At 66.7% G+C, this 22,676-nt stretch carries 23 protein-coding genes and 1 tRNA gene; 10 read left to right on the plus strand and 14 right to left on the minus strand.

Translation table 11 applies throughout. The features are described from left to right. The first annotated feature begins 182 nt into the window (after nt 1–182). The 3 genes from ACESMY_RS06170 to ACESMY_RS06180 all read left to right on the plus strand — a co-directional run bounded on the left by ACESMY_RS06170 (nt 183) and on the right by ACESMY_RS06180 (nt 3,218). On the plus strand, nt 183–1,322 hold the full coding sequence (locus ACESMY_RS06170) for an NADH:flavin oxidoreductase/NADH oxidase (RefSeq protein WP_372783264.1): 1,140 nt from the start codon (nt 183–185) through the stop codon (nt 1,320–1,322). Between the two features lie 268 nt (nt 1,323–1,590). Further along, complete coding sequence (locus ACESMY_RS06175; RefSeq protein WP_372783266.1) at nt 1,591–2,109, plus strand: glycine zipper 2TM domain-containing protein; 519 nt, start codon at nt 1,591–1,593, stop codon at nt 2,107–2,109. Between the two features lie 731 nt (nt 2,110–2,840). Then, a complete protein-coding gene (locus ACESMY_RS06180) occupies nt 2,841–3,218 on the plus strand; it encodes a hypothetical protein (RefSeq protein ID WP_372783268.1) in 378 nt (125 codons plus the stop codon). Nucleotides 3,219–3,279: 61 nt separating this feature from the next. Here ACESMY_RS06180 and ACESMY_RS06185 read toward each other — a convergent pair whose 3' ends face one another. From ACESMY_RS06185 to ACESMY_RS06220, 8 genes are all read right to left on the minus strand, one after another. Beyond that, entirely contained in the window at nt 3,280–3,741 is a 462-nt protein-coding gene (locus tag ACESMY_RS06185) for a pyridoxamine 5'-phosphate oxidase family protein (protein ID WP_372783270.1), read from the minus strand. 125 nt (nt 3,742–3,866) lie between these two features. Further along, the gene (locus tag ACESMY_RS06190; protein WP_372783272.1) at nt 3,867–4,697 is read right to left on the minus strand and encodes a class I SAM-dependent methyltransferase; all 831 of its coding nucleotides are present in this window, start codon (nt 4,695–4,697) and stop codon (nt 3,867–3,869) included. 36 nt (nt 4,698–4,733) lie between these two features. After that, nucleotides 4,734–5,471, minus strand: a complete 738-nt coding sequence (locus ACESMY_RS06195; RefSeq protein ID WP_372783274.1) for an SIMPL domain-containing protein — start codon at nt 5,469–5,471, stop codon at nt 4,734–4,736. A 51-nt stretch (nt 5,472–5,522) separates the two neighbouring features. Then, a complete protein-coding gene (locus ACESMY_RS06200; RefSeq protein ID WP_372783276.1) occupies nt 5,523–5,879 on the minus strand; it encodes a YdbL family protein in 357 nt (118 codons plus the stop codon). 11 nt (nt 5,880–5,890) lie between these two features. Beyond that, nucleotides 5,891–6,079 (minus strand): YnbE family lipoprotein, encoded by a 189-nt coding sequence (locus ACESMY_RS06205; RefSeq protein ID WP_372783278.1) that lies wholly within the window; start codon nt 6,077–6,079, stop codon nt 5,891–5,893. Then, the gene (locus tag ACESMY_RS06210) at nt 6,076–9,051 is read right to left on the minus strand and encodes a YdbH domain-containing protein (RefSeq protein WP_372783280.1); all 2,976 of its coding nucleotides are present in this window, start codon (nt 9,049–9,051) and stop codon (nt 6,076–6,078) included. Before ACESMY_RS06210 ends, ACESMY_RS06205 begins: the two co-directional genes overlap by 4 nt. Before the next feature lie 442 nt (nt 9,052–9,493). Further along, complete coding sequence (locus ACESMY_RS06215) at nt 9,494–10,264, minus strand: lysostaphin resistance A-like protein (protein ID WP_372783282.1); 771 nt, start codon at nt 10,262–10,264, stop codon at nt 9,494–9,496. Nucleotides 10,265–10,320: 56 nt separating this feature from the next. Continuing rightward, the gene (locus tag ACESMY_RS06220) at nt 10,321–10,572 is read right to left on the minus strand and encodes a hypothetical protein (RefSeq protein WP_372783284.1); all 252 of its coding nucleotides are present in this window, start codon (nt 10,570–10,572) and stop codon (nt 10,321–10,323) included. A 275-nt stretch (nt 10,573–10,847) separates the two neighbouring features. On the opposite strand from ACESMY_RS06220, the gene ACESMY_RS06225 reads away from it, so the two are divergent. Beyond that, a complete protein-coding gene (locus tag ACESMY_RS06225) occupies nt 10,848–11,396 on the plus strand; it encodes a DUF488 family protein (protein WP_372783286.1) in 549 nt (182 codons plus the stop codon). A gap of 442 nt (nt 11,397–11,838) precedes the next feature. On the opposite strand, the gene ACESMY_RS06230 is transcribed toward ACESMY_RS06225, so the two are convergent. Continuing rightward, nucleotides 11,839–13,155 carry a hypothetical protein gene (locus tag ACESMY_RS06230; RefSeq protein WP_372783288.1) on the minus strand — a complete coding sequence of 439 codons (1,317 nt, stop codon included), beginning with the start codon at nt 13,153–13,155 and terminating at the stop codon, nt 11,839–11,841. 225 nt (nt 13,156–13,380) lie between these two features. On the opposite strand from ACESMY_RS06230, the gene ACESMY_RS06235 reads away from it, so the two are divergent. From ACESMY_RS06235 to ACESMY_RS06245, 3 genes are all read left to right on the plus strand, one after another. Then, nucleotides 13,381–14,322, plus strand: a complete 942-nt coding sequence (locus ACESMY_RS06235) for a polysaccharide deacetylase family protein (RefSeq protein ID WP_372783290.1) — start codon at nt 13,381–13,383, stop codon at nt 14,320–14,322. A 92-nt stretch (nt 14,323–14,414) separates the two neighbouring features. Continuing rightward, nucleotides 14,415–14,499 (plus strand) — tRNA-Leu (locus ACESMY_RS06240). 589 nt (nt 14,500–15,088) lie between these two features. Then, entirely contained in the window at nt 15,089–15,517 is a 429-nt protein-coding gene (locus ACESMY_RS06245; RefSeq protein ID WP_372783292.1) for a hypothetical protein, read from the plus strand. A gap of 645 nt (nt 15,518–16,162) precedes the next feature. On the opposite strand, the gene ACESMY_RS06250 is transcribed toward ACESMY_RS06245, so the two are convergent. The 3 genes from ACESMY_RS06250 to ACESMY_RS06260 form a co-directional block, all read right to left on the minus strand. Further along, on the minus strand, nt 16,163–17,356 hold the full coding sequence (locus ACESMY_RS06250; RefSeq protein ID WP_372783294.1) for a hypothetical protein: 1,194 nt from the start codon (nt 17,354–17,356) through the stop codon (nt 16,163–16,165). Between the two features lie 112 nt (nt 17,357–17,468). Next, complete coding sequence (locus tag ACESMY_RS06255; RefSeq protein WP_372783296.1) at nt 17,469–17,768, minus strand: hypothetical protein; 300 nt, start codon at nt 17,766–17,768, stop codon at nt 17,469–17,471. Between the two features lie 93 nt (nt 17,769–17,861). Next, entirely contained in the window at nt 17,862–20,189 is a 2,328-nt protein-coding gene (locus ACESMY_RS06260) for a heavy metal translocating P-type ATPase (RefSeq protein ID WP_372783298.1), read from the minus strand. A gap of 92 nt (nt 20,190–20,281) precedes the next feature. On the opposite strand from ACESMY_RS06260, the gene ACESMY_RS06265 reads away from it, so the two are divergent. Further along, complete coding sequence (locus ACESMY_RS06265) at nt 20,282–20,557, plus strand: metal-sensitive transcriptional regulator (protein WP_372783300.1); 276 nt, start codon at nt 20,282–20,284, stop codon at nt 20,555–20,557. A 34-nt stretch (nt 20,558–20,591) separates the two neighbouring features. On the opposite strand, the gene ACESMY_RS06270 is transcribed toward ACESMY_RS06265, so the two are convergent. Next, complete coding sequence (locus ACESMY_RS06270) at nt 20,592–21,167, minus strand: TetR/AcrR family transcriptional regulator (protein WP_372783301.1); 576 nt, start codon at nt 21,165–21,167, stop codon at nt 20,592–20,594. Between the two features lie 119 nt (nt 21,168–21,286). Here ACESMY_RS06270 and ACESMY_RS06275 point away from each other — a divergent pair, with 119 nt between their 5' ends. Continuing rightward, complete coding sequence (locus ACESMY_RS06275; protein ID WP_372783303.1) at nt 21,287–21,427, plus strand: hypothetical protein; 141 nt, start codon at nt 21,287–21,289, stop codon at nt 21,425–21,427. Then, nucleotides 21,424–21,930: a hypothetical protein gene (locus ACESMY_RS06280; RefSeq protein WP_372783305.1), complete on the plus strand. Its 507-nt coding sequence runs from the start codon at nt 21,424–21,426 to the stop codon at nt 21,928–21,930. Before ACESMY_RS06275 ends, ACESMY_RS06280 begins: the two co-directional genes overlap by 4 nt. A gap of 22 nt (nt 21,931–21,952) precedes the next feature. Here the strand turns inward: ACESMY_RS06280 and ACESMY_RS06285 are convergent, their stop codons facing one another. Further along, complete coding sequence (locus tag ACESMY_RS06285) at nt 21,953–22,474, minus strand: DsbA family protein (RefSeq protein ID WP_372783307.1); 522 nt, start codon at nt 22,472–22,474, stop codon at nt 21,953–21,955. Nucleotides 22,475–22,676 lie beyond the last annotated feature (202 nt).

Below are 22,676 nucleotides of genomic sequence, written 5' to 3' on the forward strand. Positions count from 1 at the left end.
AGCCGGTGCTTCCCGAACACGCCGGAGCGCAAGGTGACCCGCTCGATCTACGAAGCCGCCAGGGTAGATGTGGGGGTTGCCACCTCTCGCCGTTGAACCTCGCAAAACCCGCTGGCCACCTCGGCAACCCGACGATAGGCAGAAGTTGGCGAGGCTCCCGCGCCACGCTCCTGGAGCTGCAAATGCCGGACCTTTTCAGTCCCTACACGCTCAAGGGTGTCACCCTGCGCAATCGCATCGTGATGTCACCGATGACCATGTACCGGTCGCGGGACGGACTGATGAACGACTTCCATGTGATGCTGCTCGGCTCCCGCGCAGCCGGCGGCTTCGGACTGGTTTTCCCAGAACAGTTGGCGATCACCGCGCAGGGCCGCACCAGCGTCAGTTGCGGCGGCATCTATGACGATGCGCAGATCGAGGGCCTCAAGAGGGTGACCTCGATCATCAAGGACATGGGTGCGGTCCCGGCCATCCAGCTTGGCCACACCGGGCGAAAAGGCAGCGAGCTGAAGCCCTGGGAAGGCGGCGCCCAGCTGCCGCCCGACCACCCGGATGGCTGGCAGGTCGTCGGTCCCTCGGCGATCCCCTATGGCGCCAAGTCGCCCTATCCGGTCCATGCCCTGAGCATAGACGAGATCAAGGAGATCCATCGGGCCTACGCCCGGGCCGCGAAACGCGCCGTGGTCGCTGGATTTGAGTGGCTTGAGCTGCACTTCGCTCATGGCTACCTGGGCGCGAGCTTCTTCTCGCCCTTGGCCAACGCCCGGACCGATCAATACGGCGGCTCGCTTGAGAACCGCCTTCGGTTCCACCTCGAAGCGCTGGACGCGGTCCGCGCCGTTTGGCCCGAGCGGTTCCCGCTCTCCATGCGCCTAGGTTCCGACGACCTGCACGCAGAGGGCGTCCAGTTCGAGGACGCCATGACCGCGGTGCGGGTGATGAAGGATCACGGCCTCGACCTCGCCGACCTGAGCCTTGGTCTAAATACGCCGCACTTGCAGACGCGGCCGTTCAACGAGCTCGGCTTCATGGTCGAGCGCGCCTCGCGCGTCCGCCGCGAAATCGGCATCCCCGTGGGTGTCAGCTGGAACCTCGGCCTGCCGGCCACGGCCGACCGAATGATCCGCGACGAGATGATCGACCTGGTGCTGCTGGGCCGCCCGGCGCTGTCCAACCCGCACTGGCCTGTCTGGGCCGCCCGGGAGCTCGGAGTCCCGGAGCCCTTCTCTCTGGTGCCGGAAGACTGGGGGTGGTGGCTGCGCAACTTCCGCGGCCATGAAGACTCCATTGGGTGGCCAAAAGCACCGGCACCGCCGTAGCGCGCACATCCAGCGTTGCAGTTTTACGAACCTCCGCGCCAAGCTCTTCAGGTCAGGTCGCGAACTGACCGCCGCACCCGATGCACAGGGGACCTAAGGAGCGCGCCTTGGGGATCCGCAAATCGCCGGTGCGAGCAGCGGTACATCTTGCTTCGGGCGCTGAGGGAACTCCTGCATCAGCGGGAAGGACGTCTGCCGCCATCAGGCCGGCGGCAATCGGAACAAAGCTATGCGGAATGGGTTTCCGCGGGTGCCCCAGGAGACCCACATGAAAACCAAAGCCGCAAGCGCCACCTTGGCCCTCGCTCTCCTCGCAACGTCCATGACGCTCGCGGGATGCGCGGAGAACAATTATGGTCCCGACCCCAGGATAGTTTCCAACGGCGATGACAATCCGAATTACGCAGGCTATCGCTACTACGCCGATCAGTGCCAAAGCGAAAAGCAGAACCGCAACGTTGCCGGGATAGCCCTTGGCGCGATCGCCGGCGGTCTGGTGGGCAACGCTGTATCGTCGGGTGGGGGTAAGACCGGGGGTACGATCATAGGAGCGGCCGCTGGCGCCGCCGTCGGCTCCAACATCGCCCGATCGAGTATCAACTGCGACAACGGTCAGCCCTATTGGACGCGCGATCAGACCGCCGAATACAACAGCTACAGCGGTTACCGGGGTAGGCGGGATGACAACTGGTATCGCCAACATGACTGCCGATGGGTGAGCAATGAGCGTGGCGACCACGTGCGTGCATGCCGCGGTCGCAATAATTACTACTATCCGGAGTATTAAGTCCGGCTGACGAAGTGGATCCCAAGTCAGAGGATCGCTGTTTCATCGCTGCTCTTCAGGGAGAGCGGCTTTGCGCCCGCGGGTGGATGTCGGATGAGAAGGGGCCGCACGTGCCCAGTTCGTGGTTGAGCCTGGTCCGCGTCGCGGGCGCAGGCCCAAGGACCATCGCCTGATATTGGACGGGTGTCCTGGATCGCCCAGGCGGGTACAAACAAATTGATTCAAATAAGCAATATCGAAAATAGTGCTAAGGGCGAATGCACCGGGAGCTGGACTGAAGGGTCAACAGCGCGCGGTTTGGTGCAATGCGCGGCAACCTCGAATGTCGGGATTCCGAGGCGGTTCGCGACCAGTTGCCGTCCCTGATATGAGGGGGGACCGTGACCTTGCCGGTGTCGCCGAGACCGCGATGCCGCTCACGCCCTATGTCGCAGATCAGATTTGGCTTTGCCCATATTCCGTTCGAATGGCGGGCACCCGGTTCGAAGCGCGAATGACAGTGATCCGCCTCGCCTCCGGCAAACTGATCCTGCACTCACCCTGCGAAATCACGGCGGCGATGGCCGAAGAGATAGCGGCGTTGGGTCCCGTCGCCCATATCCTCGTCCCGGAAATTTCACTACCTGTACGCAGCCACAGCGCAAGCCGCGTTCCCAAGCGCGAAGACCTGGATCTGCCCCGGCGTCGAGCGCAAGCGCCCTGGCCTGAAATACGACGGCGTCCTCGGCGACGTGGCGCCCCCGGACTGGGATGATGAGATTGGCCAGGCGCTCGTGCAAGGCGCGCGCATCATGCGCGAGGTTGCGATGTTTCACCGAGCCAGCCGAACGTTGATCTTGGTCGACTTAATCGAGAATTTCACCGACGCCACGCCGCATATCGGAGGGGCATTGAAGTTCTGGTTCCAGTACGTATTCCGCATGTGGAACAATCCCCGTCCCGCGCCGGAATATCAGATGGGCTGGAGCGACCGGCAGGCTGCGGCAATATCCCTTCGGCGCATTTTGGCGTGGAATTTTCAGCAGATCGTACTGTCGCATGGCGATCTGATCCAGAGTGACGCCCATCAGGTCGCTATCAACGCCTGGTCGCAGATACTCGATGGCTGATAGCCGGCTCGCCCGCCTACCCGCCCGGTTCTGAAGCGGATTGCAGCGCCACGCGTTCGGATCAAAAGAACGTCCACTTGAAATGGGGGTTGGACGGGTGCGGCTGTGGACCGTTGAACTCGCCAGTGTCACGACCATCCCAAAACTGGACGCTGTCGGCCTTGACATGCACTAGGACGAGGCCTGGGGTCTCAATGCCGTGCTCGAACCACTTGTCGAGACTCTTAGTCCAGTGCTCGGAGAATGCCGCTTTGTCGCGGATGAGCGCGGCGTGGCCGGTTACCGCGATGTAGAGACCGTGGTGGCCCTGCAGGCCTAGGCCTACCTGAGGGTTGGCGGCGATCTGGGTCGCGATCTCCCCCTCGCTGCTTGTGAAGTAGTATGAGTTACCGTCAAAATCGACGTCGCGGTTGTTGCTCATTGGCCGGCCGCAAATCGCCCCTGTCTCCGAGATAGTGCTTAGGATCGTGATATCGATGTCACGCATCGCCTTGGCAAGGTCGTCTAGCGATTTCTCAGACATAGGGGGATCGTTCGGCCGTGGAAGCGCGTCGCGCGCGGGACTCTCAAACGCTCAAGAGGCGAACCGTTTCCATGTCCCCCGCGAACTTCGTCAAAAGCCGACCGCGGCAATTGGGAGCGACCGCCCTAGCTCGCCTGCGCGCGTACAATCCAAACTGAAGCCGGCATGAGCACCCCGCTTGGGGTCTCATAACCCGACACCGCCGCCCTGAGTTCGGGCTTTTCACGCAGCACCGCGCCTAAGGGGCCGACGCGGAACGCCAGATTGACGGTCTGATCCAGGCTTGCGCCACCGATCGACGTGTTAAACGCGTGCAGCGTGACTTCCGCGAACCCTGCATCCGAAAGGATAGACCGGATGCGATCTGCGCTCGCGAAGGCGAACGGGCCCGGTGCTAGCGGATCCGCCGGTGTAGGCGTCGGGAGGAAGGGCAGGGCAGCCTCCATCGGCGCCCTCATCCACAGATTGTCCTGCAAGGGCCGCCAGCACACGAAGGCCAGCCGGCCGTTGGGCGTCAATGCGCGGCGCAAATTTGCGAACGCCGCCGTCGGATCGCTGAAGAACATCACGCCGAAGCGGGAGAAGACGGCGTCGTAGACACCATGGCCAAGGTCGGCCGTCTGAGCGTCGAGTTGGAGGAATTCTGGCGGCGCTGCATCAGTCGGAACGGAGCGGGTCTTAGCCACCGCGAGCATGGGAGCTGAGATATCTACGCCCGTGACGTGGCCCGCAACACCGACCCGAGCGGCGAGTTCGAAGGTCGTCTGTCCGCAGCCGCAGCCGACATCAAGCATTCGCTCTCCCGCCAACGGAGCGAGCGCGCGTATGGCCTCCAGGCCCAGGGGTTCGATCTGGCGGTCAAGTCGATCTTGGTGCTGCGCCCAGGTTTTCCCAGCCGCGGCGTTCCAGTAGTCGATCTGGGCCGAATTCGAGGCATCAGCTGGGACTTTGGACACAATCCACTCCTCGACACCCGGGCCCCTTGCGAATTCCTATCGCGTCAGTTCGTAGAGCCCACTTACATCGATCCGGACGTTCAGCTCCTCCGGAGAAACTTGTGATGCGGAGACCGCGAGAGCGCTCCTGGCGAAGCTCGCCATCGGCATCGGCGGGGAGACGGCATAGCCGCCGCCTTCGCTGAGCGACACCAGGCGCTGCACCCGATAGCCGGTGGCCCTCGCGTAGAGATCGGCCCTGGCCTGCAGGGCCTGCACCGCTTTTTCACGCGCGACATTCTCCGCGGCCGTGGCGTCGTTGAGGCCAAAGCTGATGCTGTTCACCTCATTGGCGCCGGCGGTGACGGTGGCGTCCACCGCCGCGCCGAGCCGCGCCAGATCATGGACCGTGACCGTCACCTGGTTCGAGGCCTGATAGCCGTTCGGACGCGGCGCCTGGTTCTGCACATAGAGGTACTGCGGTGTCAGGCTGAGGTTCGAGGTCTGGATGTCCTTGGCGGCGACGCCGGCTTTGGCCAAGGCCGCCATCACCTGGTCCATCCGCGCCGCATTCGCCCGCATGGCCGCCGCAGCGGTGTCCGCACGGATCATGACCCCCAGGCTGATCGTCGCCATGTCCGGCTTGATCTTGCTCTCGCCATGGGCCGCAAGACTCAACGTCGTGGATCGGAACATCGTGTCGCCGGCGGATGGCGCGGCCTGCGCCAGGGCGACGGCGCCGCCGGCGGTCGCCATGACGAGGCTTAGCGCGAAGGCGCGCAGGATAGTCTTCATTCGGGACTCCTTTGGCATCGGTCGGCCAGCCCACTTGGGCGGCGGAATGACCTATCTCCGGGTCCATCCGCCACCGGTCGGGCGGTAGTAGTCGCCGGGGCGCAGCTTAGCCTGCACCACGCCCTGATAGGCCGCCGCGCCGGCCGCCGCGGCGGTGACGCCGTTCTTGGCGGCGGCCTGGTCGTAAAGTTGGGCGCGCCCGGCATTGGTCTCGGTGACCGCGGCCTTGATCGCCGGATCGGGCGCGGCCGTCACGAACCCCAGGAAGCCGTCGGCCTGCTCACCGACAATGCCCGCGGCCTTGGCGGCATCCACCGTGGCCTTGGTTTGCGCCGACTGGGCGACGGCGGCGACGGGCGTGGCCAGAACGGCAGCCAGGCCCAGGGCGAAGAAGGTTTTTGTCTGCATGGTCATATCCCTCAGAAGAGGTTCGGGTTCTTCTGGATCAAGGCTTTCACGTCCGCGTCCAGGCTAAGCCGGACGTTGGCGTCCAGCTTGGCATAGATAGTGATCGGGTCGACCTTGACGTGAATGGTCGGCGCGCAGGCGGCGAGGCCGGTCAGGGCCAGCGCCGCCAGGGCGATCGTGGGTCGGGGCGGCGCGGTCATCGGGGCGTCTCCAGGGGCTTGGCCTTTGTTGTCGACGGGGCAGGCTGAACTGCGGGTGAACCGCGCAGGCGCCGATAGTCGGCATAGTCCGCGAGGAGTTCATCGAGATTGAGCGTGGTGTCCAGCGTTAGGTCGACGCCGGTGTCGGAGGGCAGCGGCAGGGGCTTGGTCAGGAACTTGCGCCCGATCAGGTCGAAGAGCGAGAGCCGGATCTCCTGATGTTGCGGCGGATCGTGACGGCCCACGATGTGCGCCAGGATGCCCAGGCGGCCGTCGCTGCGGCTATCGATGCCGGCGTCCAGCTTGTCGAAGGCCAGGTTCTCCATGGCCTGGTAGGCAAAGTCGGTGAAGGTGTCGTTGGGCTGGACGGGCGCCACCGCCCCGGTGGAGGCGCTCACCGAACCTCCCGCGGCGGTGGCAGTCAGCGCCTGGCGACTGATCGACAGGCGGCCGGGTTGGATGGCGTGCAGGTCCGCGCCCGCGATCTGGATCTTGCCGGCTTGGCTCTGAAACGGCACGTGGCCGCTGACCCTGGCGTCCAGGGCCATCCGGTCGCCGAAGGGCGAGGCTTCCACCAGGTCGTGCAGCTGCACGCCTTCGACGACCAGCACGCCGCTGATCGGCCGGTCGGCGGCCAGCGGGACCTCGAGGGTTTCGACGCGAACCTTTCCGCCGCCCACGGCCGCCTCTCCGCTGGAGACGGTCAGGGCCTTGCCGTCGAGGGCGAAGCTCGCCGTAAGGCCGGTGAGCGGGACGGCGGCCGCGACGGCCGCGGCGTGCAGCGTCTGGCCCGGCGCCGCGGTCAAAGGCGAAAGACTGGTGAACACGATGTCCCCCTTCAGGCCGCTGACCCTGCCGAGCGAACTCCCGAAATCGAGGTCCTTCACGCTGAGCGTTCCATCGCTCTCGACGCTCTCCGGCGTCCAGGCGAAGCGGCCCACGAACCGCGCCTGGCCTCGCACCGGCCCTCCCAGCACCTCGGCGAGCGGCGAGAGCTGGCTCGGCTGCAGGCCGTTGTCGGCGAAAACCAGCGCTGAGGTATCGAGCGTCAGTCCTCCCTTACCGCGAACGGTGTCGTGCCGCAGCGCCGCGGTTGCCACGGGCTGGCCGGCCGGGGTGGCGAACCGAAGATCCGCGGTGAAGGCCCCGTCGGCGAGCCCCGCCCTTCCGCCGACCTGCAAGGGGTTGAAGCGCTTCTGCGGCGCCATGTCCAATACCTGGGCGTGACCGAGAGCGGCGGTGACGCCAAGCTTTCCGGCGGCCTGCAGGACGACCACGCGACCCGACCCGTCGGCGATCCTGGCCTGCAGGAACGGCGCGGCGGCGGCAAAGCCTTGGGCCTTGGCGCGCAGCCACGAGCCGCCCTTTCCGGAGCCGAAGAGCGGGCCCTCATCGGGACAAAGCCGCCCAGTCAGGCCCTCCAGGTCGTTGGCGCCGAACACCAGGCGGCGGGCCGACAGGGGCGCGCAGCCGCTCGCGGAAAAGCTCACGCCGTCGTTCGCGACTCGTAACACGCCGTCGATCATCAGCTTGCCGTCTTCCAGAGGCCCGATCGAGCCGGCGACCCTGGCGTCGCCCTGTGCGGTCACTACACCGCCGAGGACCTGCAGGCGGCGCACGTCAGCGTTCAGGGTTGGAAAGCCGCCGCCGGAGACCGCGAGGCGGAAGGCGCCCCTCTGCGCGCTGAACACCGGCTCGGCGCGCCGCGCGCTCACCTCTGCTGTCCCGCCTTGGTCGGCGCGGATCTGCAAAGGCTGCGGCAGGCCGACCCTCGTCCCGCCCTGGTCGAGGCTCAACGACACGTCTGGCGCGGAGATCTGGAACCCTTTTGCGGCCCGCTTCAGGACCGCGACTTGCGGCGCGTCTGAAGGCTCGCCGGGACCAAGGCCGCTCCAAGCCCCACGACCATCGAGACGAGCTTTCAGGTCCGCTTGGACGCCGCCGGGACCGTAGCGAACCGCGCCGCCGCCGTCGGTCAGCAGTTGAGAAAGATGAAGGCTGCCAGCGACGAGGTCGTGCAGCAGCGCGGTGACGCGAGGCGTCGCCGAAATCACGCCCGCACGGCGCGTCCAATGAAGGTCGTCGGCTTTGACCTGGAGCCTGATCGCCCCGGAACGAGTTGCACCGAACGCTGCGGTCCTGCTGCGCAGATCGGCGGTCATCGTGCCAACCAGCGCGAGGTCAGCGATCCCACCGCCGGCCGCGCCCTGGAAGTCGGCGACGATCGCGGGCGCCGTGAAGGTCGCGCCGGCCAGATCAACCTGCTCGCCGGTGAGGTCGGCGTGGAGGACAAGGGGTCCGTCGATCCTCTGGTGCTTCAGGTCCGGGTACGGCGCCTCTCCAATGAGCCGCAGTCGCATCGGGGCGCCGGTCAGACCCCCGGCGCGGACGGAGGCGACCGGGACGTCCAGCGCCAGCGAGACGCGATCTCCACGGGTTCGAAGGCTTCCGGCCATCGTCCCAACGGCGACGTCGAAGGCGCCGCCCCGCAGCCGGGCCGGGTCCGACCGCGCCGTCAGCGAGACCAGCCGGCCATCACTCACCACGGCGTCGGCCGTCAGCCGCACCGGACCGTAGTCGCTGACCAGCAGCAGGACGCCCTGGTCGATCTCGATGCGAGGCTTCGGCGCACCTGGCGTCGGGGGCCTCTTGAGGACGTCAGCGATAAGCGGATCGAGCCCGCCCAGGCTGACCCGGCCGTCGTGCAGGCGGGCGCGCAGGACGGGCTGGCGCAGGGTGACGGAGAGAAGCTCAAAGCTTAGCCCGCGCAAGCCGTAGATCACGGCCACATCAGCGGCGGCAAAATCCGGCGCCTCGGCCGCGCCGAGGCGCACGCGCCCGCCCATATGGCTGAGACCTAGCTCGTCGATCTGCACCGCGGAGGCCACGCCGTGGGAACGCAGCCAGGCCGTCAGGACGTCGCGCGCGATCACCTTGCGCGCGGCATAGACAGCCAACAGCGCGAGCAACAACAGGGTGACCGCCAGGGGCCATGCCCACCTGAAGCGTCGGCGCGGCGCTGCCTCGGAAGGGTAGGTCAAGGACAGCCAGCGGAGTTCACGGCGACACCTGACCGCTCAATCCGCGCAATTCGATGGCGCCGCTCAGAGGCTCCGATGGCCATGCGTCGATTGCCGCGGCTATGGAGGCCCTCAGCACCTTGGTCCCAACGACCCTGGCACAAGCAGATTTCCGGCGAATTGCCAGCCGCATTCCGCGACTAAGATCGTTTGTCCACTTTCGGTCACGGTACACCGTGGAGGAATGCTAGCGTTTCAGCCGCACGCCGGGGGCACCGGCGGCACCGGGTGAGATGAACACGATCCCGGAGGCTTTGTCAGACCATACTTGGCGCGCGGACGTTCACAACGCGCCGCGGCCCAATCGCATCGGCGGTGGCGCCGCCAACACTTGTCAGCCTGGAATGGATCGCGACCGGGCTGTCGGTCGCAGTTTGAGCATGATGGCGAAGGCGATGACGCCGCCAACGCCAAACACGGTCGCCAAGTCGGCGAAGTACAAGACGCTCCCATCACCGTCGCTAAACAGGCTGAACGTCGCCATGTTGATCAGGAAGTGGAGGACTGTGGCGATCGCGACCCGGTCGGCGAAAGATCGGCCGAGCGTAAACACCGCCAGTAGCAGCGACATCGCGGTTGCTGCGGCGACGAAAAGCGTGAAAGCCAGCGCACTGATAGAGAACGCCAGGTAGAAGTGCCCGACAGCAAACAGCGCGCCGGTGATCAGAGCCGCGAGTGCGGGACGCAGCCTCGTTTCCAGAAGCGGCTGGACCAATCCGCGCCAGCCCACCTCCTCGGCTCCGGCGCCTAACAGCTGCACGAGCAACAGAATCGCCAGCGGGCCTCCGAGGTCGCCCATGCCGGCGGTGCGCCAGGGTGCATGCTGGGCGTGCGCCAGCTCGAACAGCAGGCCAGCCAGGACCGCGATAGCAGCGGCGCCCCCCAACAATGGCCGAGCAAGGCCTCGTTTCACCGTTGGAGGATAGGCCAGGCGACCGCGCCAGATGACCCAAACGACCGCAGCCCCAACCGCAGTCGACAGAACGGTCAGCTGGAAAACGACCGGATCGATGGCCGACCCTGCCTGCATCATCGACAACAACGGCGACGCCGCGGCGGAGACGACGAGAAAGACCAGGATTGGACCCATGGCGCGGCGGTTCATGTCCAACGCATACCAAGCGCGTGTTCAGGCTCCAATTTAAGGATGGGCAATGCCGGTCAGGGCCCCTCTACCGAAACGCCAGATCGATAGGCGTCCGCGATGTCGGCCTGGATCGACCGGTCGAGCCGGTTGAACAGGACCGAGATCATGTGGCTCTTGGCCGGCGGCCTGCCGCCGGCAGCCCGCGCAAGCGACTTGAGGTAAAGCTCCGCTGCGAGCGCGTAGGCGACGAGCATCGGGCAGAGTGCAGAGATCGGAACCCCGTCGCTGTCGTGCTCCGTCACCTCCGGCGCGCAGCGCGCTCTCATGAAAGCTCGCCGCGAGCAGATAGGCTTGCTCGTCGGCGGACGCGGGACCCTGCGGGGTCGGCGCCTGGATGCTGAACGTCCTCACCCCGCCATCATCGCCCGATTCCACCGTTCGAGGGTCCAGCCCATGGTCCCCGGCGACGCCTGAGCGGACCGAGACGGGCGGAAGGCGCGGAGTGGTCTCTCGCCGTTGAGCGGGCTTTCAGCCGCACACTTGCGTTTGACCGTCATAACCTTCGGCGTAACCGTTCGGCGCTTCGGGGGTTGCCATAGCCATGGCCAGCACATTCTTCACCATAGGACACTCGACGCGCGCCCTGGCCGAGTTCGGCGATCTTCTTCAGGAGGCCGGCGCGGATCTCGTCGTCGATGTGCGATCGATGCCGCGATCCCGCGCCAACCCGCAGTTCAACGGCGACACGCTTCCCGAGAGCCTGGCCGCCTGGCAGATCGGCTACGAGCCCATCGCCGCGCTCGGCGGGCTTCGCGGCCGCCAGCGCGGCGCGGAGCCTTCGCCGAACGGCTACTGGCGGGTCAAGAGTTTCCGCAACTACGCCGACTATGCGCTGACGGCGCCCTTTGCCGTGGGCCTGTCCCGGCTGCGCGACCTGGGCGCTCGACGACGATGTGCGATCATGTGCGCCGAGGTTCTGTGGTGGCGCTGCCACCGGCGCATCATCGCAGACTATCTGCTCGCGGGCGGAGACCGGGTCCTTCACATCCTGGGGCCTTCGCATATCGATGAGGCTGTCATGACGCCTGGCGCGCGCCTGCGCGGCGACGGGACCCTTGCCTACCCGGCAACTGACACCCCGGCCGCTTAACGCCGCGGCGATGCAGGCTCAGACGTCCCCGGCGGGACAGCCGCGCCCGGTCTGTCGGGGCGATCGCCTGCGCGGTCCGCCTTGCTCAGGGCTCGGACAGGCCAGCCGGCTCACCCGTCGGAGATCTCGCCCTGCGGGGACCGGCGCGCCTGGCGCGTGCCAGTCATTGTAGGGCGAGATCGCTGACGTGCGTCGGTCGTTCTTCGGCGACAAGGTCGTCACCGACATCCCGCCGGGTCTTGTGCAAGACTATCTACGCCTCTCCCATCGCCAACGTTGGACGCCGCCGCGATCAACGTCCGGAAGGCGGAAGGTCCCTTCCGCGCGAGGCGCGGCGGCGAACGACTAGCCGCGCCTGCCCGCAGGGCCCCCTTTACGCGCCGCGTCTGTCACGGTGTGCAGATCCGTCGCGGAAGCGCGTCACGCTTGACCGAGCCGATGGCTAGATCCCCTTCAGGTATTCGACGAGGTCGCGCTTGTCGCGCGGGCTGAGCTTGAGCGCGAAGTGGCTGTCGTAGTGTTCCACCACGTCGGCGAGCGTCGCGAACCGGCCGTCATGATAGAAGCCGCCCGTCTGGTGCGTCCACAGGCCCGCCAGCGGCGCCGTGCGGTACATGTGGGTTGGTGACCGGTCGGCCTGGAAGGCGTCGACGCCCATCTCGGCGGGCGTGTGGAGGTTCTGGCCCGGCTCGGTGAACAGCGGCGGGACGTGGCAGGTCGCACACTTGGCCGGGCCGTCGAACAGCGCCTTGCCGCGCGTGTAGGCGACGCGGTCATAGGAGCCGGCCACGGCCTTCGGCGCGGGGATGGCGAGTTGGTAGAACTGCAGGGCGCCGAGCTTCGGCGTGGTCCGGTCGGGCGTCCCACGGGTGTTCCATTCGCCGCTCTTGGCCGAGACCGGATACTGCGTCTTGTCGCTGAGCCGGGCGTCGTAGTAGGTCCCCGAGCCATGCATCTCGGTCACGCCCACATAGGCGTTCCAGTAGGGCACCGAGCCGAACCCGGTCCAGGTGGCGAGGTTCACGCCGGCCAGGCCGAAGGCCGGCGGGATCAGGGTGCCGGCCTGCTTGCCGTCTGGGCGCATGGCCTTGCCGTCCTTGAACAGCTCCGCGTCGAACCGGCCCGGACCCCAGGTGGCCAGCACCTTCTTGACCGTGCCGACATCCGTGCCCAGCAGGTCGGCTACCGGCTGCAGATTGGGCGCCAGCGCGATGATCGCGCCGACGTTCAGGTCGCGGTTGGCCCAGCCGTCCAGCCGTTTGCCGATCCCCGGCGCGAAGGAGTTGTCCACCGTCGAGTGGCAGAACGAGCACTGGATGCCCATCGACTTGACGCTGCCGTCCGGGTTGGTGAAGGCCTTCACCCCGACCACCGCGTTGAGCTTCAGCAGCGCGATCGTCGTCGCGGGGTCATCGAGGTTGACCTTGCCGGCGGCGATCTGGGCCTTGAGCGCGGCGGGCAGCGCGTCGGCGTCGACCTTCAGGCCGACAGACAGCGCCGCCTTGGGCGAGACGCCGGGGCCGACGCCGCCGTTCTTGGCGCCGGCGATGGCCTTGTGCAGCTGCAGGGTGTCGCCCCAGAAGTGTTCGCTGCCGAAGGTATCGAAGCGGAACGTCTGCCGGCCCTCGGCGAGCATAGTCTGGGCGTAGCGCGCGGTCGTCGCGTCGGCTGGCGACGGTATGGTGGGAACCTTGGAGGCTCCGATCAGAGCGACCGAGCTTATACCGACGAGCGCCGCGGCGAGGGTAGCCCTGGACATTGAAAGTCTCTTCGTTTGGACGAGCGAGGCGGCGCCGGGAACTGCGGAACTGGGGAGCCGCGACAGGGTTGGCGACCACAGGTTTGCCCTGAGGCCGCGCGTCATTGGATTAGGCGGTCGGACAAAAGTTCCTGATTTCCCGCGGAGGCGCGCATTCAATGAAAACTTGCGGGTCTTGCAGCTAAGGTAGAGCTCTTGCGCCAACGCGGCATATGAGAGGTCTTGGTGTTGCGGTCCTTCCTTTCAGCTGTCGTTATCGCGCTGCTCGTTGGGGCCGGCCCGGCCGTCGCCGAGGGCGTCGCCCTCACCTTCGACGATCTGCCGACCATGGCGCTGACCGGCGATGCGCCGTACGCGGAGGCCACGACCAAGGCGCTGCTGGCAGGACTTCGGCGTCATCACCTCCCGGCGACCGGGTTCGTGATCGCCGACAAGCTTGAGGGCGACGGCGGCGTGGCCCAGACCCGCCTGGCCCGGCAGTGGCTGGCGGCGGGAATGGACCTGGGCAACCATACCTATTCCCACGTCTCGCTCAACAAGGTCCCGGTCCAGGCCTACATCGCCGAGGTGAGCCGCGCCGACGGGGTCCTTCGGCCGCTGGTAGCCGCACAGGGGCGCCCACTACGTTGGTTCCGCCATCCCTATCTCGAGACGGGCCTGACGTTCGAAGCGCGGCGAACCTTCGAGACCTGGTTGGCGGCGCACGGCTATCGCGTCGCGCCGGTGACGATGGAGAACTCCGACTGGATGTTCGCCCTGCCTTACGACGACGCCATCCTGCGCCACGACAAGGCCGGCGCCGCGCACGTCCAGCGGGCCTACCTCGACTACACCGAGCGCGTGGTCGTCTGGTATCGGGAGGCCGGCCTCCAGCTGCTCGGGCGGCGGCCGGACTTCGTCTTCCTGCTGCACGCGACGCGCCTGAACGCCGACAGTCTCGACCAGCTTGCGGCAATCCTCAGGCGCCAGGACCTGCACGCTATGTCTCTCGACCGCGCCATGCGCGACCCAGCCTACAAGATCGCCGACGACTACGCGGGCCCGGACGGAGACGAGTGGTTGAGCCGATGGTCGCGCACCTTGCGCAAGGATCTCCCTTGGAAGAGCTTCCCGGAACCACCGGCGGACATCGCCGCCGAAAACGACCGTCTGGACCCCTCGCCCTGAGTTCGCCGCGGGCGCCAAGGGGCCGTCGGATGTGCCGCGGCGGCGCCCGCACTTGTCGCCGTGAGGCGGTGTTGGTAAGCCGCTCCTGCTTGGCCCCTGTGGTGGAATTGGTAGACGCGCTGGATTCAAAATCCAGTACCGAGAGGTGTGTCGGTTCGAGTCCGACCGGGGGCACCATCACGCTGCACGCTAAGGTGCGCGGATGGGTGGAAATACTACAAGAAATCAGCTATATATGACCTCAGTCGCTTCTTTGGGGTTCACCAATGTACGCCGATGATCGGAGCGCATTGGGGGTCACAGCTGCCCGTCACGTTCGTCCACATGCCTTGAAGATCAGGGACCCCTTTGGTCGCCCGCGACGGCTTACCGCCGGCGGAGGCCCCACTGCAGGCAGACGCCGCGAGAAGAGCCGCGAGCACACGCCGTCGTTCTATCATGCGTACATCCTCTAGGCGGCGTTCGCCCTCGCAACGTTAGGCTGGTCGTATGGTCGAAGCAACGCGCCGGGGATGTCTCCTTCCCCTTGCAGAGGTCTACGGCGTCAGCTTGTAGGGTTGAGCGCGGAAGATCGCTCACGACCCCGAACTGACGTTCCTGAGGTCCGCCTACCGGCGGGGCGGCTGAATTTCCCTTTTCGGGCTAGCGGTCATCTTCCGCTTGCGGACTCGCCGCAGACATTGGGACGCCGCAGACTAGGAGATGCTGGCGGCAAGGCTTAGGCTTCGCCGTCGCGAGTGTATTTCAGGCGACAGGGAGCGGCCGCGTGAACACCGTGATCAACCTGCTCATGTGCCTCCACTTCGTCGGCATCGGGATGGCCGTCGGCGGCGGCATAGCGCTCTCGCAGGTCGGACCGAGATTGATCGAGGCCCCCCTCGATCAGCGCGCCATTTGGTGGCCGCTGGAGACCTTTTTCAGCCGGATCGGGCCCGTCGGGCTGGGACTCTTGCTGTTCACGGGACCTTTGATGGTCTGGTTGAAGTTTGGCGGTCCCGGCGGTTTCACAGGCTGGTTCTGGGCGAAAATGACGTTCGTCGCTCTCGCGGTTATCAGCATCGGATTGCACGAATGGGCGAGGATGCGGTTCCAGCGCGGGGATGAGAGAGCCGTGCCGCTAATGTTCCTGGGCGGGCGAATGGCAGGGGCGGCGATCCTACTGGTGATTTTTTGCGCGGTGTTCACCTTCAACTAGCTGGGTGTCGCAGACGATTGGCGCCGAGGCCGGAACCTCGGCACGGGGGATGAATTCCCGTAGCGCGCCCACGAAAGGCACTTTCGCCTTTTCTAACGTCACGTGGGGCTGTTTCCCCGGCTCGTCTTTCTAACTCGATTGGCCGGGGAGATGCTCTGCCTATACCGCTCTGGCCTGGTCGATGAAGCGACGATGCGCAAATTAGACAAGCTTTGCGACGCCTCGAAGACGCAGCGATCCGCCGCGTAGTTATGGGCCGCAGGCGCAAAGCGCGCGCCTACGGCCCTGCCCGTCGGCGAGACCGGGTGTGCAAGCGCAGAGGGCGGCTTCGCTGGGAACCGGCTGCAGGGGCCTTGGCCCTGTGGGACCCCGTGTCGCCCCTCAGGACACCGAAGCTGGGCGGAAGGCGCTCCGAAGCGCGCGGAGGGCGGAGCCGTAAGCCCCAACCTTTACAATGCAGGCTGCAAGGAGCCGTGCCCTTCTCGCGGCGGGACGCGCCGATCGGTGCGGCGCCTTAAGGCGCCCGCAGGGGCGGACCCGTAGGAGCCGCAGGAACTGCGGCGGGACCGAGCACGACCGCCGGCCACCCGCCGTTTTCATGATGCGTTGCGGGGTGTCCTCGCCGAGGCGTCAAAGCGACGAAGCTCACACGCCCAACACCGGCGCGAACCCGCCGCCGGGGGTTCGCATGTTTGTCGTCTGGCCCTGGTAGAGGCGGGCCGCCGCCAGCAGCGGGGAGCCCGCGTACGTATAGAGCCGTATATCAACCTTCAGCTCAGAGCGTTCGGCGCCCACTGCGATGTCCCGCGTGCTGGGTGCAGCGTAGGCCTGGGCCACGTAGTCGCCCGTGGAAATCTCGGCCCAGACCCGGTGGGTGAGCTTGTCGCCACGATAGGCGGCCTTGCTCCCGTGTCCGCGCGCCGGCTTGAAAAACAGGCTGCGGCGCCTGCGCCAGAGTTCCTCGGCGTTGGCCGCGGTCACCTGGACGGTCTTCAGAACGCCGCGTTCGAGCGCCTCGCTGTCGCCCGGCGAGAGCCCCCACGCCTTCAGGGCCGCGATGTCGGACAGAAGGGCCATATTACGCTTGTCCGCGAAAAGAGCGTGCACGTGAGGATTGGGCGTAACCACCACGCCGCCCCCCAGATAGGCGGCCAACAGGACGGCGTGACGCGGCTCGTCCAAGGCGAAATCGACCAGCCGATTGTAGACCATATCGACCGGCCGGCCGCGAACCGACACCCCCGACCCGTCGGGCTCCAGCTCTTCGGGGTCGGCAATCACGGTCTCCAGGCCGTGTTCTTCCAGCAAGCCCTTGGCGAGTTGGAACTCGGGATAGAGATGCTGCTGTTCAGGCGCGTCATCGACGATGGCGATGCGCGTCGGACCCGGTGTGGTTCGCTGCCGACGCCACTCCTCGCGGAACATCGCAGCGACCTTCGCAGCAAACCCGTCTGCGGCCTCGGTCTCAGTCCCAAGGGTGTCTCCGCAGCACGCGCGCTGAGCCCGCGCGAGGGCAGCGTTCAGGAAGGCGCCCCCGGCATTGGTGTTCACCTCGATCAGCCTTGGTCCCTCCGGCGTCACATGGAAGTCATAGCCCATCAAAGCGCCGACAGGTCCGAAGTCGCGGGACGCGGCGGGCGGTGCGTAGGCCATCGCCGCCTCTCGGTATCCTGGCAGCTGTGCGGCCGCCTCGACCGCCGTCATGAACCGGACCATTTCGGCGAGGGTCTCGGAAGGCACGAAGACAGGTACGTTAGAGAAGAGCGTCGGGTGGGACGCGCTAAGCTGTGCGGCGAAGCCCGGGACGCCGGTTTCCTGGTCCAGCGCCTCAGACAGCATCGTTCTGTCCAGGGTGACGCAGAAGCAGCCGCGGTTGAGTTGTTCCGCGACGCCGGCCGCGCCTCGGGCTGCCCGCCCCACCGTGTCGGGGTCCTTGCGAGAACCTTCGATGTCAGGGCCGCCCGAGGAAGCTGGAGGCGTTGTAAACGACCGCAATCAGGGCCCCCGAGAGGGCTCCAAACACCAGCGACCAGCACAGGCCGATTCCCAGCGCCGCCGCCGAGGCGATCGGGGCGACTGTGAACAGCGAGATGAACATGTGGGATGGGCTGGCAAGACCTGCTGCCACGCCAATCCAGCACAGCGCAAATAGCGCCCCGACCACGACCGCGCCCGTCAGCGCGCAGCGCGAGAGGCCGAGCCGCGCCGGGGTCAGCGCCCCGCCCGGAGGAAGGATGTCTTGAGCGGCCATCTGGCCTGTCCAGTTCTGATTGCGCCGATCAAGGGCCGAGCGCCTCGACGTAGCGCTGGTAGACGAACGCGCGCCGATCGATTGCGATGCGCTTCATAGCTTCACGGCGCGCAGCCGCAGCGCGTTGCTGATGACGCTGACCGACGACAGGGCCATGGCCGCAGCCGCGATGGCCGGCGACAGCAACAGGCCGAAGGTCGGATAGAGCACCCCCGCCGCGATTGGCACGCCTGCCGCGTTGTAGATGAAGGCGAAGACCAAGTTCTGGCGGATGTTGCGCATGACGGCGCGCGAGAGCTTTCGCGCCCGCACGATGCCCTGGAGGTCACCCTTCAGCAGGGTGACTCCGGCGCTCTCGATGGCAACGTCGGCGCCCGCGCCCATGGCGACGCCCACGTCGGCGGCCGCCAGGGCGGGCGCGTCGTTGACCCCGTCGCCGGCCATGGCCACGACGCGGCCCTCCTTGCGGAGCTTCTCCACGACCGCAGCCTTGTCCTGCGGCAGCACTTCGGCCTCCACCTCGTCGATCCCCAATCGCTTGGCGACCGCTTCGGCCGTGGTGCGGTTGTCGCCGGTCATCATCACCAGTCGAACACCCTCAGCCTTCAGGGCTCGTACCGCAGCGTCGGTCGTCGGCTTCACCGGATCGGCAATGCCGAGCAGCCCTGCCAAGACCCCATCCACGCTCGCGAAAATCGCCGTGGCTCCTTCCCGTCGCAGCGCTTCGGCGTCGGGCTCCAGCGCACTCGTGGGCACGCCTTGCTCGGCTAGGAATTTCGGGTTGCCGAGGAGGACCTTGCGGCCGTCTACGGTCCCTAGAACGCCGCGGCCGACCGGAGAGTCGAAGTCCCTTGCCTCCGACAAGGTGATGTTGCGGTCCTTGGCTGCGCGCAGGATCGCGTCCGCCAGTGGGTGCTCGCTGCCCCGCTCCAGACTGGCTGCGAGACGCAGGAGCTCGGTTTCGTCGAACCCGGCGACGGGATGGATGGCGGTCACCGCCGGACGGCCTTCGGTAAGGGTGCCGGTCTTGTCGACGATGAGGGTGTCGACTTTCTCGAGGCGCTCCAGGGCTTCGGCGTTCTTGATCAGCACACCGGCCTGAGCGCCGCGTCCGACGCCGACCATGATTGAGATCGGGGTGGCCAGGCCCAGGGCGCAGGGACACGCGATGATCAGTACCGAGACCGCCGCGACCAGGGCGTAAGCGAAGCGCGGCTCAGGTCCAACCAAAGCCCAGACGGCCGCCGCGATCAGGGCCGCGGCGATGACGGTCGGCACGAACCAGCCCGAGACCTGGTCTGCCAGCCGCTGGATCGGCGCGCGGCTCCGCTGCGCCTGGGCGACCATCTGGACGATCTGCGAGAGCAGGGTGTCGGCGCCGACCTTCTCGGCGCGCATGACAAAGGAGCCGGTCTTGTTGATCGATCCCGCGACCACCTTGTCGTCCGCCTGCTTGGTGACCGGCATGGACTCGCCGGTGACCAGGGACTCGTCGATGGAGACGCGCCCGTCGAGGATCACCCCGTCGACCGGGATCTTCTCGCCGGGCCGCACCCGCAGCCGGTCGGCGACGTGAACGAGATCGAGGGTCACCTCCTCGTCGGTCCCATCTTCGCGCACCCGCCGCGCCGTCTTGGGCGCCAGGTTGAGCAGCGCCTTGATCGCGCCGCTGGTCTGTTCGCGGGCGCGCAGCTCGAGCACCTGGCCCAGCAGCACCAGGACGGTGATCACCGCGGCGGCTTCGAAATAGACCGGCGGCAGTCCGCCCTCGCCGCGAAGCGCGGGCGGGAAGAGGCCGGGCGCCAGCATCGCCACGACGCTGTAGGCGTAGGCGACACCCACCCCCATGGCGATCAGCGTGAACATGTTGAGGTTTCGGGAGACCAGCGACGCCCAGCCGCGCTGGAAGAACGGCCAACCGCACCAGAGCACCACCGGGGTCGCCAGCGCGAACTGGATCCAGTCGGACGTAACCCGCGGGACCATGAAGGTGTGGCCGAGCAGGTGGCCGCCCATTTCCAGCACGAATACAGGAGCGGCCAGGGCGAGGCCGATCCAGAAGCGCCGCCGCATGTCCGCGTACTCGGGATTGGGACCCGCATCGGCGGTGATCGTCTCGGGTTCCAGCGCCATGCCGCAGATCGGGCACGATCCCGGTCCCTCCTGCCGGATCTGGGGATGCATCGGGCAGGTGTAGATGGTCCCTGCCGGCACAGGCTCGCCAGCCTTTGGGTGGAGGTAGCGGTCGGGATCGGCCGTGAACTTGGTCCGGCAGCCGGCCGAGCAAAAGTGATAGGCCGCGCCGAGGTGCTCGGCATGATGCGGGGTCTTGGCCGGATCGACGGTCATTCCGCAGACGGGGTCGAAGGCGCTGCCTGCAGCGTCATCGACCTGCGTTGGGGCGTGGTGGGGATCGGACAAGGGGTTCTCCGCGAGACCGTACCTGATACCCATGGCGGGTATCTCGATGAACTTCCTATATAGGTACGCGCCACGCCGACCGGAGCCCTCACATGAATCAAGAGCGAAAGCCCAAATTGCTCAACCGGCTGAACCGTATCGGCGGCCAGGTGAAGGGGGTGGCGAAGATGGTCGACGACGACCGCTACTGCATCGACATCCTCACGCAGATCCAGGCGGTCCGAGCGGCGCTAGGGAAGGTCGAAACCGAGCTGCTGCGCGACCACATCGGACATTGCGTCCACGGCGCGTTCACCAGCGGCGACGCGGCAGAGCAGCGCCAGAAGACCGAAGAACTGATCGAAGTGCTGCACCGGACAAACCGGTGAACGGTCATCCGCGCGCCGCTTGAAACCGGATGGCCTATCGCGGAGGACGCAATCCGGAGAGCGTAACGGTCACGAGACGGCCGACCGCCGTCTTGGACGGCAGGTCGCTGGCGGCGCCCAGCGCATGCAGGCAGTAGCGCGCAAGCTCGGCGGGCGCGACATCGTCCCGGACTTCACCGGTCGCCGCCACTTCGACCAGGAGGCTTTCAAACACGTCGAGCAGCTGCTCCTGCGCCCGGGCGAAGGCCTCGCCGCGATGCAGCAGCGTGTCGAGTTCGGCACCATGTCGCCCGCGATGATGTGAAATAAGCGCGTAGGTTTCCAGCACCGCGGCGAGACGCTCGCCCGCGGGGCCGGGTTGGCCCCGGAGTTTGGCCAGATGTTCCAGGTGACCGGCCACGTGGCGCTGGTGCCAGGCGGCGAGGATCGCTTCGACGTCCGGAAAATATTTGTAGAGCGTCGCGCGCCCGATGCCGGCCTGCTCGGCGATCTGGGACATCGTCACCGCCCGCGGCCCATGCTCGGCCAGCAGCGCCGCCGTGCTCTCGACGATCGCATCGACCACCGCCAGGCGATGCGCCCCGATCGTATCGTTCCATAGCCTTGGCATCGCGCCAGCATACGCGATGACGCTATCGAGACATAATGATTCGACAGCGACATGGTGTATCGATAATTCCTTGATCCCTCGGCGGCGACTTTGACGCCGGCCCGGCGGAGGAGACGAACATGTCCAAGTCGCAAACCGGCGCGCCGCGATGGGTCAGGGTGTTCGGCGGCATCGCCGTTGTGTTGCTCTTGGCGATCGTCGGCCTGCACCTCACAGGCCACGGCTTTGGCCGTCACATGCACGAGCTGCACCAGCCGTGACCCTGGCCCCCAACCTGCGGAAGCTCGCGCTCACGGCGCACATCATCGCCTCGGTCGGTTGGCTGGGCGCCATCGCCGCCTTCGTGGCGCTGGCGATCGCGGGTGTCGCCAGCCGTGAGCCTGAAAGGGTGCGCGCGGCCTATCTCGCGTTGGGATTGGTCTATGATTGGGTGGTCGTCCCTTTCGGCATCGCTTCGGCCCTATCCGGCCTCGCCTCGTCGCTGGGGACCGATTGGGGGTTGGTCCGGCACTACTGGGTGCTCGTGAAGGTCCTGATGACCGTACCCCTCACCCTGCTGCTGCTGTTGCACACTCAGCCGGTCGATCAGTTGGCCGCGGCGGCCGCGGCCCAAATGCTATCCGCCACCGAGGCCTTGGGCCTGAGGACGCAGCTCCTGGGGTATTCGATCGCTGCAATTCTCGCCCTGATCGTGGCGACGGCATTGTCCATCTACAAACCGCGAGGCCGGACGCCGTTCGGACAGCGCAGGCCCTCAGAATAGCCTCCCGCCACGACCCGCCTGGCTAGGCAGGCCTCCAGGGCGACTTTTTCGCCTTGGCGATCGCGCGCCGCAGCGCCAAGCCATCCATTCCGCCCCGGTAGAGGTTCGGGCCGATCAGGTAGGCCGGGGTCCCTTCGATACCGAGCGACCAGGCCTCGAAGGCGTGCCGCTTTAGCTGGGTGTCGATCTCCGCGCCGTGCGTCGCGAGGTCGGCGTCGAGTCTCTGCGGATCCACCCCGGCGGCTACGACCACATCGCGGACAGACCTGCCGTCCAGGCGCCGGCGCGTGGTCATCAGCGCGCTGTGCGCGGGGCCGTAACGTCCCTGCAGCTGCGCGGCCAGCGCCACGCGGGCGGCATTGCGGGAAGCCTCCCCGAAGATCGCCCAGTCCTTGTAGACGACACGTATATGCGGGTCAGCCCGTCGCGCGGCTTCAAGCGCGCCGTCCGTGCCGCGGCAGATGGGACACTGGTAGTCGGTGAAGACGACGATTGTGACATCGGCCGACGGATCGCCGAGCGCCGGACTGCCGGGATCGTTCAAGACCGCCCGCACCACCGGCGTCGGCGTAAGGCCCTGCGCGGGCGGTGGCCCAACCCGCAAGCCCACGGTAACCGCGACCCCAAGCGCGACAGCCGCCGCCAGGCCCGCCCTGGGGTGACGGTTTAGCCACCCTCCGGAAGGTCGCGCAGCGGGCGTCTGGAGCATCGCTTACCTCGCTCGCCGCCGGGGTGAGCGACAAAGA

It is taken from the genome of Phenylobacterium sp. (assembly GCF_041691455.1).
Taxonomy (GTDB): Bacteria; Pseudomonadota; Alphaproteobacteria; order Caulobacterales; family Caulobacteraceae; genus Phenylobacterium.